The sequence below is a fragment of the Cutibacterium nasicola genome, assembly GCF_052654715.2.
Map to the genome: position 1 here is coordinate 493,438 of NZ_CP199745.2, position 12,766 is coordinate 506,203.

Sequence of the window (12,766 nt, forward strand, 5' to 3'; positions counted from 1 at the left end):
GCAGTCGGAAGGTGAGAGAGTAGCCGGTGAACAGCGAGGGAATTGCTGGTGAATGTGTGGTGGTGGCATGCAGGCGACGACGTGGGTGGCACTGGGGCGTCAAGCCTTTGCCGTGGTCGCCAGATGGCTTCGTGACGGGGTGTGTCGCGATCGCGCACCGTTCCGGTGTGTTCCTGCGAACACCCTTGTCGTGCCGTGGTTCTGCTGCCAGACGATGATCACTCCGTGGCAATTGGAGGGGTACCGGGTGCGACGGGTGGAGATCGGTGACGATTTCCTGGTGGACGCCGACTCCCTGGCCGCAACCATGACGTCATGTCGTCGACGAGGCGAACACCCGGTGGTGTTGAGCTGCGAGACCTTTGGGATCCAGCCTGGTTCGGCCCTGGCTGACGTCCTCGAAGAAACCCGACGACACCACATTCCCGTGGTCGTCGATCGGACCCACTCCTTCCTGGCGCCGTCGTCGTCACCGGCTGACGTCGAGGTCGTCAGTACCCGAAAGCTCCTGCCGGTGCCAGAGTTGGCGTGGGCCAGAGCCGCTCACGACCTGTCCGGTCTGCTGGGAGCACGCGACGAGGGGGACGAGCTTCTCACTGCGGCACGACGACGTTTCCTGGCTCGACGGGGACTGGCCACCTTCGAGGCGGCAGAGGATCTGGCTGACGAGTGCTGGGCGCCGGTGCCACCACATGACGACGCACGGCGTGAGTTCGAGGCGTGTGATCTGACTGGGTATGCCCGGCTCGTCGACCGGACGAGGGACGAGGTAGTGGCCGGGGTGTCCGGGGCAGGGGCGATCCGCGTGGTCAATCCGAGGGCCTCGTGCTCGGTCGTCCTTCAGCATCCGGATGCCGGGGAGATCGCTGACGGGTTGCGAAGGGTCGGTGTCGTCGGCCCGTTGTACTGGGACCGCCCGCGTCATCTGGACGTCGAGTGGCCGGACGATCTCGTCAGTCTGCCGCCGGTCATGGACGTGAACACCATTGATCGGGTCATTGACGTCGTCACCTCGGTCGTCGGTCGGTGAGGGACTGTGTCTCGTGACAAAATGGTGGCTTGTCGAGGCCGTGACACAAGGAGGATCCATGACAGCTCAGAAACTCGACGGCAAGGCCACCGCTGCCACCATCAAGTCCGAGCTTGCCGAACGTGTGGCAGTCCTACGCGACAAGGACGTTGTTCCGGGACTGGGAACGGTGCTCGTCGGGGATGATCCGGCGTCGCACCAGTACGTCGCGGGCAAGCATCGCGACTGCGCTCAGGTGGGAATCGAGTCGATCCGGGTCGACCTACCAGGTGACGTCACGGCGGAGGATCTTGCCCAGGAGATTCGTGGGCTCAATGCCAATCCGCGGTGCACGGGGTACATCGTCCAGCTGCCGCTGCCTCGCCACATCGACACCAACTGGGCCCTCAACCTCATTGATCCCGACAAGGACGCCGACGGCCTGACCCCCGCATCGCTGGGGCGTCTGGTGCTCAACGAGCCGGCGCCGCTGCCGTGCACCCCGCGCGGCATCGTCGAGCTGCTGACCCGTCACGGGATCGAGCTGCCGGGAGCCAACGTCTGTGTGGTGGGCCGTGGCACGACGGTTGGTCGGCCGCTGGGACTGCTACTGACTCGACGCAGTGAGAATTGCACTGTCACCTTGTGCCACACCGGTACTCGTAACCTCGCTGACCACACCCGTCAGGCCGACATCATCGTCGGCGCGGCTGGGGCCCTGGGGCTCATCGATGCGAGCATGATCCGCGAAGGAGCCGTGCTGGTCGACGTCGGTGTGTCGCGGTCGGCGGAGGGGAAGATCCAGGGTGACTTCGCTCCTGACGTGTGGGAGAAGGCCGCATGGGTCTCGCCCAACCCGGGCGGGGTCGGTCCGATGACCCGCGCCATGCTGCTGTCCAACGTCGTCGACAGGGCCGAGCGGCTCGCTGCGGATCCTTCATGAGTCGACAAACGGCTGAGGCACCCACCGGAGGTGCCACCCGGTCACCGCGACCTGATGACCGCCGTGTCGCCTCGACGGGGCACCTGGAGTCCTGGTGGGCGCTGACCGTGTGCCTGCTCGGAGTCGCCGCGTCCGCGATCGTCATGGCGACGGGGCACTGGCGGCGTGGGGCGATGGTCTTCGCTGCCTCGGCGCTGCTGGCAGGTGTGCTCAGAGCGGTGTTGCCTGACAATCTCGCCGGACTGTTGGCAGTAAGGGCACGGTGGGTGGATTCGGTGCTCTTGCTGGGGCTGGGAACCCTCATGGTCGTCGTCATCATGACGAGGTGACGGCCTCGACAACGTACATGCCACCAGAAAGACGCACGTGGCTGTTGGCTCAGTGTGCGTCCAAGACGCAACGACGCCGACGGGCGAAGCTACGGGCCGAGGTCAACCCCTCACCAGTCGGTCCGGCGATGGTGAAGGTCGCGAACCCCTCACCGTTGATGCCGATACCCGCGTAGGACGGTCCATTCTTGACGAAGATCGTCGTCTGGATGCGGCGGGCCATGAGGTCGAGTCGCGAGACATCCTTGGAGTGCATGATCGCGGTGTGGCGGTTGCCATGCTCCAACTCGACAGCCAGGTCAATGGCGGCGAGGTAATCGGCGGCAGGCACCACCGGGACGACCGGCATGAGCATCTCGACCTGGACGAAGGGGTCCAGCGGGTCGGTCACCATGGTGATGAGTCGGGTGTCCTGCTCGGGCTCGATACCGGCGGCACGTAGGATTTTCTGAGCGTCCTGGCCCACCCACTTGGTGTTGGGCTTGGCGCCTGAGGGATCGAGCAGCAAGGACCGCAGCCTGGCAAGGTCATCCTTGTCGCTGATGACCTGGGCGCCATTGGCCTGCAGCGCAGTCATGAACTCCGGCAGCACCGAGGCGACGACGATCATCTCCTTCTCGGCGGTGCACGGCAGGTTGTTGTCGAAGGCGGCACCCTGGACGATGTCCGTGGCGGCCTTGGCGATGTCGGCGGTCTCATCAACGACGACGGGCGGGTTGCCCGACCCTGCGCCGATGGCCTTCTTGCCACTCGAGAGCACCATGTTGACGATCTGCGGGCCTCCGGTGGCCACCAGCATCGTGATGTCCGGGTGGCCGATGAGCTGCTTGGTGGTGGACGGGGTCGGGTTCGCGATGAGGGTGATGAGGTTGGCGGGGGCGCCGGCCTCCATCATCGCGCGGTTGAGGATGTCGACCAGCCAGGCGCTGAGGTGACGGGCTCGCGGATGGGGGCTGAAGACGACGGTGTTACCTGCCGAGAGCATGCCGACGGTGTTGCAGATGATGGTCTCGGTGGGATTTGTCGTCGGGGTGATGGCGCCGATGACGCCGTAGGGGCTGTACTCGAGGGTGGTGAGCCCGTCGTCACCCTGATGGGCCTCAATGACGAGGTCCTCCACACCGGGGGTGCGAGTGGCAGCATAGAAGTTCTTGAGTACTTTGTGATGGGCGTTGCCCATCTTGGTTTCCTCGACGGCAGCGCTGGCCATGTACTCCAGACGGTCTTGCTGGGTCGCGGCCTCACGGACGGCATCAACGAAGGCGCGACGCTGGGCCAGGGAGCATTCCGAGAAGGCGACAAAGGCCCTACGAGCGGCGCCCACCGCAGAATTGACATCGTTGAAGACTCCGGCGAGGTCCTCGACGTTGGGTTCGGTGACGGGACGTTCGGCTGTGGTGGTCATGGCTGCTGGCTCCTTCGGATGTGGAGTCCTGGGAGATCCGCCTCCTTGCGGTGGACATCAGGACATCTGACGTTTCGACCATAAGAATGGCCACTCACGTTCGTCCAGAGCTAAGCCAAGAACAGGTCCGAGGTGCAGTTGAGGCAAACCTGGGCGTGCACTGATGTGCATTTTGGAGGAAGGGTCATTTGTGGCTTTTGCCACTGTGTATCGAGGGCTGAAGAACCGATGAAAACCCTGCAGCGACAGGGTGACAAGCATCATTGTGAGCGGACTTGGCGACCCGGACCCTTGCACGTTCGTGCAAGGGTGTGGTGCATCTCTCCAGACGGACGACAACCTGCTCAAAGTCCCGAAAATGGCGCCATGACGCGCAGAACGGGCCCGGGAACTGAAGTTCCCGGGCCCGTCCCTCAGTGATCGGTCGATCAGATGAGGCCGAGCTCCTTGACGGCGTCGCGCTCGTCGGCGAGCTCCTTGACGGAGGCGTCGATCTTGGCACGCGAGAAGTCATCGATCTCGAGACCCTGGACGATCTCGACCTTGCCGTCCTTGACGGTTACGGGGAAGGAGGAGATGAGTCCCTCAGGCACTCCGTAGGAGCCATCGGACGGGATGGCCATGGAGACCCAGTCACCCTCGGCGGTGGAACCCATCCAGTCGCGCATGCACTCGACGGTGGCGTTGGCGGCCGAAGCGGCCGAGGAAGCGCCACGGGCGTCAATGATGGCGGCGCCGCGCTTGGCGACGGTCGGGATGAACTCGTTCTCGATCCAGGCCTCGTCCACCAGATCGGTGGCCTTCTGGCCAGCGACCTCGGCGTGGAAGACGTCGGGGTACTGGGTGGAGGAGTGGTTGCCCCAGATGGTCATGTGACGCACGTCGTTGACGGTCTTGCCGGTCTTGCGGGCCAGCTGAGTCTTGGCGCGGTTGTGATCCAGACGGGTCAGGGCGGCGAAGTGATCGTTCGGGATGTCGGTGGCGTTGGTGGCGGCGATGAGGGCGTTGGTGTTGGCGGGATTGCCGGTGACGAGAACGCGGACGTCGTCGGCGGCGACCTCGCTCAGGGCCTTGCCCTGGGCGGTGAAGATGGCACCGTTCTTGGTGAGCAGGTCGGAACGCTCCATACCGGCCTTACGGGGCATGGCGCCGACAAGGAAGGCGGCGTTGACTCCGTCGAAGACCTTCTTCGGGTCGTCGCCGATCTCGATGTTTACGAGGTTGCCGAAGGCGCAGTCGTCAAGCTCCATGACGACACCTTCGAGGGCCTTGAGGGCCGGGGTGATCTCGAGAAGACGAAGCTCGATGGGAGTGTTGCCGAGCAGCGAACCGGAGGCGATGCGGAACAGCAGGCTGTAGCAAATCTGGCCGGCAGCACCGGTGACGGCAATCTTGACTGGGGTCTGGGTCATGGATCTCTCCTTGAAAGTCCTCGATGACACTTGGATACCTCCGAGCGTACTCGCGGCCCGAGCGTGAGGTGGGTCGGGGGAGAATACTCACCAGGACCAGCTCGACGCGGTGAGAAATCTCCCGTTGCACGCCCAGCGGCTGCATGGCCCCTCAGCTGAGGATGACGGTACGCATGCCGTCCAGGAAGGTGCGATGTTCGGCGAAGAGACGCACGGCCTCGTCAAGGGTCGCCGACTCGGTGTCCTGTCCAACGGCTGTCAGCTGGGCGACGCTCTGGGAATGATCCACGCGCTGGACCCGCTGTTCGATGATGGGTCCCTCGTCAAGGTCGACGGTGACGAAGTGGGCGGTCGCCCCGATGAGTTTGACCCCGCGGGAATGCGCCTGGCGGTAAGGGTTGGCCCCTTTGAACCCGGGCAGGAATGAATGGTGGATGTTGATGCAGCGGCCCGACAGCTGCTCACAGAGTTCGGGCGAGAGGATTTGCATGTAGCGGGCCAAGACCACCAACTCGACGTCGAGATCATCGACGGTGCGCAGCACGGCCCCCTCGAAGGCTGCCTTGGACTCCTTGTCGACCTTCTGCCACCGGAACGGCACCTTGTGGAACTGCGCCAGGTCCGCGAGGTCAGGGTGGTTGGCCATCACCTGCACGACGTCAATGGCCAGCCGACCGGTGTCGCGGTTGAACAACAGGTGAGACAGACAGTGGGGTGCCTTGGACGCAAGGATGAGGGTGCGGACCGGACGTCCCAGTTCGTCGATGTGGAATGTCGCGTTGTAGCGCTGTGCAAGTTCTGCCACGGCAGATTCCAGATCGGCCCGGCAGTTCACCGACTCGACCTGCAGTCGGATGAAGAAGTGTCCGGTGTCAGCGCTGGTGAACTGCTGGCATTCGGTGAGGTTGCCGCCAATCTGGGCGCATGCTCCGGTGACGGCATGGACGAGTCCGGGCTGATCGGGGCTGGTCCAGGTGACGACGAGCTCGTGGGGTTCCGACATGACCAGTACGGTAGTCGGCCCAGCGTCATGACGAGAGTGGTTTCGGGGAGCGGATTGACAGACGGCTGTGGCGTGAGGCGTGTCCCGCATGCTCCGTTTCTGCCCGGGCTGTGTTGTCCGCGTCCTCCACTATTGTGAGCAGCAGTGTCGCACCGGGCCTTCGACGGCCGCATCGCGGCGTTCCCTCGACCACAGGAGTTCGTGCATGCCCACCATCGTCTGGACCAAGATCGACGAGGCCCCCGCTCTCGCCTCGTCTTCCCTGCTGCCCATCGTGGAGGGATTCCTCAATGAGTCGGGCATCGACATCACGACCTCGGACATCTCCCTTGCCGGGCGTATCCTGGCTCAGTTCCCGGATCGTCTGGGCGAGGACCAGAAGGTGGCCGATCACCTCGCCGAGCTCGGTGAGCTCACCGGATCCCCGGATGCCAACATCATCAAGCTGCCGAACATCTCGGCATCAATCCCACAGCTGAAGGCCGCCATCGCCGAGTTGCAGTCCCAGGGCTATGACCTGCCGGACTTCCCGGACAAGCCTTCGACCGACGAGGAGAAGGAGATCGCTGCTCGCTACGCCACCGTGCTCGGCTCGGCTGTCAACCCGGTGCTGCGTCAGGGCAACTCCGACCGACGTGCCCCCTCAGCCGTCAAGGCTTACGCCAAGGCTCATCCGCACCGCATGGGCACGTGGTCCGATCAGGTCAAGGCTCGCGTCGCCCACATGGACCACGGCGACTTCTTCGACCATGAGGAGTCCTTCGTCTCCAAGGGCCAGGATCTCGACATCGTTCTCGTCGGGGGTGACGGCTCTGAGACCCCCCTCGCTGGTGGCATCAAGACTCTCGAGGGAGAGATCGTCGACGCCACCTACATGTCCGTCAATGCCCTTGACGAGTTCTACGCCGCCACCCTGGCCAAGGCCAAGGAGGAGGACCTGCTGTGGTCGGTTCACCTCAAGGCGACGATGATGAAGGTCTCCGACCCGGTCATCTTCGGACACGCGGTGCGTACCTTTCTGGCAGACGTCTTCGACAAGTATGGTGACGACTTCGACTCCGTCGGCGTCAACCCGGCTCTCGGTCTGGGGGATCTCTACGCGCGTGTGGACAAGCTCCCGGCAGACCGCGCTGCCAAGATCAAGGCCGCCATCGATTCTGCGTTCCGGGCTCGTCCGGCCCTGGCCATGGTCGATTCCGACAACGGCATCACCAACCTGCACGCCGGCAATCTCGTCATCATCGACGCCTCGATGCCGACCGTCGTCCGTGACTCCGGATGCATGTGGAACGCCGAGGGCAAGCGCCAGGAGACCCTGGCCTGCATCCCGGATCGCAGCTACGCGACGATGTACGCCGCGATCATGAACGACTGCCGTCAGAACGGTGCCCTCGATCCCGCCACCATGGGCGATGTCCCGAACGTCGGCCTGATGGCCCAGAAGGCCGAGGAGTACGGCTCCCACCCGACCACCTTCACCATCGCCCACGACGGCCGTGTCGAGGTGCGATCCGGTGACGAGGTGTTGACGAGCCAGCAGGTTGAGACTGGCGACATCTGGCGCATGAGCCGGGTGCGTGACATCGCGGTGCGTGACTGGGTGCGTCTGGCCGTCGACCGGGCTCGCATCACCCACACCCCGGCCATCTTCTGGCTGGACGAGAACCGTGCCCATGACGCCCGCGTCATCGAGAAGGTCAAGACCTACCTGGCCGAGCACGACACCGAGGGTCTGGACATCCACATCCTCGCCCCGGCCGAGGCCATGAAGTTCACCCTGGAGCGCATCCGTCGCGGTGAGGACACCATCTCGGTGACGGGCAACGTGCTGCGTGACTACCTGACCGACCTCTTCCCGATCCTTGAGATCGGCACCAGCGCCAAGATGCTCTCGGTCGTCCCACTGCTGGCCGGTGGTGGTCTTTTCGAGACCGGTGCCGGTGGCTCGGCCCCCAAGCACGTGGCCCAGTTCGTCGCCGAGGACTACCTGCGCTGGGACTCCCTGGGTGAGTTCTGCGCTCTGGGCGCCTGCCTGGAGCACATCGACCAGACCACCGAGGGTACCACGGCGGGAGTCCTCGCAGCCACCTTGGACAAGGCCATCGGCGCCTTCCTGGAGAACGACCGTTCACCGGCCCGCAAGCTCGGCCAGATCGACAACCGTGGTTCCCATTACTGGCTGGCCCGCTACTGGGCTGCAGAGCTGGCTGACCAGAAGGACGATCCCGAACTCGCTGACCGGTTCTGCGACGTCGCCACCGAGCTGGCTGCCCGCGAGGCCCAAATCCTCGAGGAACTCAACGGCGTCCAGGGCCATCCGGTCGACATGGGCGGTTACTACCACCCTGACGAGGAGCTCGTTGAGGACGCCATGCGTCCCAGCTCGACCCTCAATGCCATCATTGAATCCCTGTGAGTGTCGGCCGGACTTCGGTCGTGCCTGGTGACGTCGACCGACGTCGGTGGTTCATCGCCCTCGTCGGTCAGGTGGTGTTCGTCCTTGGAGTCGTGTTGGACCAAACCCGTATTCTTGGCCCCATGCACAATGACGACCGGGAGGGCGACAGTCCCGACACCTTCATCCTTGCCCCCATGGCCACAGGAATGGTGAAGGCCCGTGGCTGACGCCCTTGAGAACGCCGCCCTCATCCTTCTGTTTGTCCTCCTGGGAGGAGTGTTCTCAGCTGCCGAGATGGCGTTGGTGAGCCTTCGTGATTCTCAGGTCAAGCACTTGGCGGCCACCCGTGGATCGCGTGGCCGTTCGATCCAGAAGCTGCACTCAAATCCCAACCGCTTCCTGTCTGCGGTCCAGATTGGCGTCACCCTGTCGGGCTTCCTGGCCTCGGCATTCGGCGGTGCCACGCTGGCGAATCAACTTGCGCCGGTTCTTGAGTCCTGGGGAATGTCGGCTTCCGTTGCCCGCACCGTAGCCCTCGTCATCATCACGATCATCATTTCCTACTTCTCGATCGTGTTGGGAGAGCTGGTCGCCAAACGACTGGCCATGCAGCGAGCCGAAGGTTTCTCCTTGGCGCTGGGCCCGATGGTCAACGGCATCGCGACCCTGTTCCGCCCGATCATCTGGTTCTTGGGTGTCTCAACCAACTTCGTCGTCAAGATCCTCGGTGGTGACCCTGCTGCCGCTCGCGAGGAAGTCACCGACGAGGAACTCCGCTCGATGGTCGTCTCGTCGGCCACCTTGGGCGACGAGGAGCGCACCATTCTCGACGAGGTTTTCGCCGTGGGGGAGAAGTCTCTGCGTGAGGTCATGGTGCCGCGAACCGAGGTGGACTTCCTGCAAGGGTCGATGAAGGCTGTTCAGGCAGCCCAGGTGGTCCGGGAAGGATCTCACTCCCGTTACCCGGTCATTGACGGCTCTGCGGACCGAGTGCTCGGATTCGTTCACGTACGTGACCTGCTCGAGCTCGATCCCCAGATCCGTAACAGCCGGGTGTCACAGCTCGTGCGTACTGTCGTCTCCCTGCCCGACACTGTGAAGGTGCTCAAGGCCCTCACGGAGATGCGTCGCACCCATGCCCACCTGGCCATCGTCCTTGACGAGTACGGCGGCACGGCTGGCATCGTCACCCTGGAGGACCTCGTCGAGGAGATCGTCGGCGATATCACCGACGAGTACGACACTGTCGAGCCCTCGGACCTGGCCCACGTCCGGCAGCGTGACGTTGATGGCTTGACGACCATCGAGGAGTTCTCCGAGAAGGTCGGTCTGGTGCTGCCCGAAGGGCCTTACGACACCGTCGCCGGATATTTCATGGCCCAGACCGGACAGGTTCCTGTCAAGGGGGCCCAGGTTGACGTCCATCTCTACCCGGTCGGTGTCGTTGCCGAGGAGGATGAGGACGAGGACCCCGCTCCCAACATCGAGCTGACGGTGACCGAGGTGGACGGCCTTCGTGCTGCATGGCTGAGGATTCGCAGGCTCGACGCGCCTACGACTTCAAGTGTGCCAGCTGAAGCCGCTGCTGCCCCGCGGCCTGAGCGGGAGGCGGCGAGCACGTGAGACGACCAGCGTGGCTCGGTGGTCCTGGTAAGGACCCTGACGGGGCGGTTCTGCTCACCGGCCCGGAAGCCGGAGAACTGCTGAAGACAGCCGTCGAGCACGCCGACGGAACCCTGCTGGAATGGCATCTCGACCACGTCGACGCCAACCCCGGCCAGTCGACCACAGCGACCTACCAGGCGCGGGTGCACTGGCCGGCGGGGGAACGACAGGAGCTCTTCGGCATGAGCGCTCGTGCCAGTGGTCCGGCAATGACGGATTCTCGCGCGGACATCTACGTTGACGGGTCTCGGGAGGTCGCCGTGTGGCGATACCCCGAAGATCCCGACCTGCCGGGGTTGTCGCGGGCTGCCTACCCCGAGAAGATGGCGGACATCATCTCGGACCTGGGGCTGGTCAATGGCCGCGTCAGTGCCGACCAGATCAGTCTCCGAATGATCGGGTACCGGCCCAGACGTCGCGCGGTGTTGTGCGTGGAGGTTGCCAATCGACGCTTCTACGTCAAGGTGCTGCGCGACGGCATCTTCCAGGCGACCCTGGCCCGTCACGACCTCCTCACGCGTGCGTGCGTGCCAAGTCCTCGCGTCGCCGGGGCCACCGACGACAATCTGCTCTTCCTGACCGAATTGCCGGGGCGTCCCCTCAGCAATGCCCTCTTCGAGCCGGGAAACCCGTGTACCGCCGAGAGTCTTGTCGGGCTGCTCGACCAGCTCCCTCCGCAGGTGTGCGACCTGCCCCGACGCTCCCCGTGGAGTGACACGGTGGACCATTACTGCCGCATGGTCGCTGCCGCAATGCCCGATCAGCAGGCTCGCCTGGACCGGATGTCGCGCATCATCTGCCAGGGGTTGGCGGGTCTGCCACAAGGAGACGAACCCACCCACGGTGACTTCCACGAAGGCCAGATCCATGTCTGGAATGGTCAGGTGTGCGGGATTCTTGACGTCGACACCATCGGACCGGGCCGACGAGCCGACGATCTGGCATGCCTAGTTGCCCATCTGTCAACGGTGCGGCACATGACTTCCTCGCAGGCGGATCGGATGCGACAGATCCTGACGGCATGGGTACCAGTCTTCGATGCGCGAGTCGATCCGGTCGAGCTGAGGTTGCGCTCCGCGGCAGTCGTGATATCCCTTGCGACCGGGCCCTATCGCAGTCAGGAAACCAACTGGGGTGCTGAGACGATGTCGATCATCGACGCGGCTGAGGCCCTGGTCAATCAGGTCGCCTGAGGGCCAGATGCGATCCACGAAGTGGACGTGTCGGTGAAAGTCGTTGAGGGATCTTCCCCCTTGGTGGGCTGAGTTTGACCATCGAGGTGTCGATTCCGCCACGGAGGGGTTACAGTTTGATGGCCCGATCGGCGAAACCTGCCAAGTGGGCTCCCTGTTCGTTGGATCATCGTCTGCTCCAGGAGGCAGTCCGTGAAGAAGTCACACCTCGCTATTCCCGCTGTTTTTGCAGCCGCAGCACTGTCGCTGTCGGCATGCGCGCAGGCTCCGGATGCGTCCTCGGGATCCTCGTCAACGTCCACTGCCACCTCAGATGCCGACAAGGACAACTCGAACTCCGGTGAGTTCAAGGCCTGCATGGTCTCTGACTCCGCTGGCTTCAACGACAAGTCCTTCAACGAGACCTCTCTGCGAGGCCTCAACAAGGCTGCCAGCGATCTCGGCGTCAAGACCGCCAAGGTGGAGTCGAAGGACGACAAGGACTACGCCACCAACCTGCAGTCCATGGTCGACGCCAAGTGTTCGGTCGTGGTCTCCGTCGGGTTCCTGCTCGAGAAGCCCACCATGGCCGCTGCCAAGGTGAACCCGAACGTCAAGTTCGCCATCGTTGACGACAACCCCAAGGGTGCCCCGTCGAACCTCAAGCCGCTGATCTTCAATACCGCGCAGTCCTCCTTCGAGGCTGGCTACCTGGCCGCCTCGTTGACCAAGACCGGCAAGGTCGCCACCTTCGGCGGCATGAAGATCCCGACCGTGACCATCTTCATGGATGGCTTCGCCCAGGGCGTCGACTACTACAACAAGCAGAAGAACAAGTCGGTGCAGGTCATCGGCTGGAATGCCGAGAAGCAGGACGGGCAGTTCGTGCCGCAGCCGAACCCGTTCCAGAACGTCTCCGGTGGCAAGACGACTGCCCAGGCCCTGCTCAACCAGGGTGCGGACATCATCCTCCCTGTTGCCGGTAATGCCGGAAACGGCGCTCTGCAGGTCGTGAAGTCCTCCGGTGGCAAGGCCAACGCCATCTGGGTTGACGGCGATGGCTGCAAGACCCAGCCCTCCTACTGTTCCAACATCATCACCTCGGTGTACAAGGGCATGGATGTCGCCGTGTTCGACGCCATCAAGGCTGCCAAGGATGGTTCCTTCGACAACAAGCCGTACATCGGCTCTCTCGAAGATGGCGGCACCGGCCTGTCCCCGTACCACGAGTTCGACTCCAAGATCCCTGCTGAGGTCAAGGACGAGCTGAAGACGATCAAGGAGGACATCACCTCCGGCAAGATCAAGATCACCTCGAAGGCTCAGCCCAAGTGAGTGTGAGGCGCGAACTCGGTTCGCCCAGCTTGTGAGCCGCCAACCGTGTGAGCCGACGACGCGCCGACCTCCCCGGGGAGGTCGGCGCGTCGTCG

11 protein-coding genes are annotated in these 12,766 nt (G+C 63.8%); 8 read left to right on the top strand and 3 right to left on the bottom strand.

The annotated features are described in order from the left end of the window. Positions 1 to 67: 67 nt before the first annotated feature. From ACUCCZ_RS02275 to ACUCCZ_RS02285, 3 genes are read left to right on the top strand one after another with little or no spacing between them, the layout of a single operon-like run. Positions 68 to 1,030, top strand: a complete 963-nt coding sequence (locus ACUCCZ_RS02275; RefSeq protein ID WP_435917806.1) for a hypothetical protein — start codon at positions 68 to 70, stop codon at positions 1,028 to 1,030. 58 nt (positions 1,031 to 1,088) lie between these two features. After that, positions 1,089 to 1,952, top strand: a complete 864-nt coding sequence (locus ACUCCZ_RS02280) for a bifunctional methylenetetrahydrofolate dehydrogenase/methenyltetrahydrofolate cyclohydrolase (RefSeq protein ID WP_435917805.1) — start codon at positions 1,089 to 1,091, stop codon at positions 1,950 to 1,952. Further along, on the top strand, positions 1,949 to 2,281 hold the full coding sequence (locus tag ACUCCZ_RS02285; RefSeq protein ID WP_435917804.1) for a DUF3017 domain-containing protein: 333 nt from the start codon (positions 1,949 to 1,951) through the stop codon (positions 2,279 to 2,281). The genes ACUCCZ_RS02280 and ACUCCZ_RS02285 overlap by 4 nt, the downstream gene beginning before the upstream one ends. A 49-nt stretch (positions 2,282 to 2,330) precedes the next feature. On the opposite strand, the gene ACUCCZ_RS02290 is transcribed toward ACUCCZ_RS02285, so the two are convergent. From ACUCCZ_RS02290 to ACUCCZ_RS02300, 3 genes are all read right to left on the bottom strand, one after another. Next, positions 2,331 to 3,686: an aldehyde dehydrogenase family protein gene (locus ACUCCZ_RS02290; RefSeq protein WP_435917803.1), complete on the bottom strand. Its 1,356-nt coding sequence runs from the start codon at positions 3,684 to 3,686 to the stop codon at positions 2,331 to 2,333. A gap of 428 nt (positions 3,687 to 4,114) precedes the next feature. Further along, positions 4,115 to 5,098, bottom strand: a complete 984-nt coding sequence (locus ACUCCZ_RS02295) for a malate dehydrogenase (RefSeq protein ID WP_435917802.1) — start codon at positions 5,096 to 5,098, stop codon at positions 4,115 to 4,117. Positions 5,099 to 5,249: 151 nt separating this feature from the next. Then, complete coding sequence (locus tag ACUCCZ_RS02300) at positions 5,250 to 6,101, bottom strand: formyltetrahydrofolate deformylase (RefSeq protein WP_435917801.1); 852 nt, start codon at positions 6,099 to 6,101, stop codon at positions 5,250 to 5,252. A 205-nt stretch (positions 6,102 to 6,306) separates the two neighbouring features. Here ACUCCZ_RS02300 and ACUCCZ_RS02305 point away from each other — a divergent pair, with 205 nt between their 5' ends. The 5 genes from ACUCCZ_RS02305 (at position 6,307) to ACUCCZ_RS02325 (ending at position 12,671) form a co-directional block, all read left to right on the top strand. Next, entirely contained in the window at positions 6,307 to 8,517 is a 2,211-nt protein-coding gene (locus ACUCCZ_RS02305) for an NADP-dependent isocitrate dehydrogenase (RefSeq protein WP_435917800.1), read from the top strand. Between the two features lie 20 nt (positions 8,518 to 8,537). Then, complete coding sequence (locus ACUCCZ_RS02310) at positions 8,538 to 8,726, top strand: hypothetical protein (RefSeq protein ID WP_435917799.1); 189 nt, start codon at positions 8,538 to 8,540, stop codon at positions 8,724 to 8,726. Beyond that, positions 8,719 to 10,122, top strand: a complete 1,404-nt coding sequence (locus tag ACUCCZ_RS02315; protein WP_435917798.1) for a hemolysin family protein — start codon at positions 8,719 to 8,721, stop codon at positions 10,120 to 10,122. Before ACUCCZ_RS02310 ends, ACUCCZ_RS02315 begins: the two co-directional genes overlap by 8 nt. Continuing rightward, the gene (locus ACUCCZ_RS02320; protein ID WP_435917797.1) at positions 10,119 to 11,357 is read left to right on the top strand and encodes an aminoglycoside phosphotransferase family protein; all 1,239 of its coding nucleotides are present in this window, start codon (positions 10,119 to 10,121) and stop codon (positions 11,355 to 11,357) included. Before ACUCCZ_RS02315 ends, ACUCCZ_RS02320 begins: the two co-directional genes overlap by 4 nt. A 192-nt stretch (positions 11,358 to 11,549) precedes the next feature. Continuing rightward, on the top strand, positions 11,550 to 12,671 hold the full coding sequence (locus tag ACUCCZ_RS02325) for a BMP family lipoprotein (RefSeq protein WP_435917796.1): 1,122 nt from the start codon (positions 11,550 to 11,552) through the stop codon (positions 12,669 to 12,671). Positions 12,672 to 12,766: the final 95 nt, after the last annotated feature.

Bases quoted from the DNA above. Each gene is read 5' to 3' on its own strand.
- ACUCCZ_RS02300 (WP_435917801.1), bottom strand. From the start codon at position 6,101: ATGTCGGAACCCCACGAGCTCGTCGTCACCTGGACCAGCCCCGATCAG.
- ACUCCZ_RS02285 (WP_435917804.1), top strand. From the start codon at position 1,949: ATGAGTCGACAAACGGCTGAGGCACCCACCGGAGGTGCCACCCGGTCA.
- ACUCCZ_RS02305 (WP_435917800.1), top strand. From the start codon at position 6,307: ATGCCCACCATCGTCTGGACCAAGATCGACGAGGCCCCCGCTCTCGCC.
- ACUCCZ_RS02280 (WP_435917805.1), top strand. From the start codon at position 1,089: ATGACAGCTCAGAAACTCGACGGCAAGGCCACCGCTGCCACCATCAAG.
- ACUCCZ_RS02275 (WP_435917806.1), top strand. From the start codon at position 68: ATGCAGGCGACGACGTGGGTGGCACTGGGGCGTCAAGCCTTTGCCGTG.
- ACUCCZ_RS02295 (WP_435917802.1), bottom strand. From the start codon at position 5,098: ATGACCCAGACCCCAGTCAAGATTGCCGTCACCGGTGCTGCCGGCCAG.
- ACUCCZ_RS02290 (WP_435917803.1), bottom strand. From the start codon at position 3,686: ATGACCACCACAGCCGAACGTCCCGTCACCGAACCCAACGTCGAGGAC.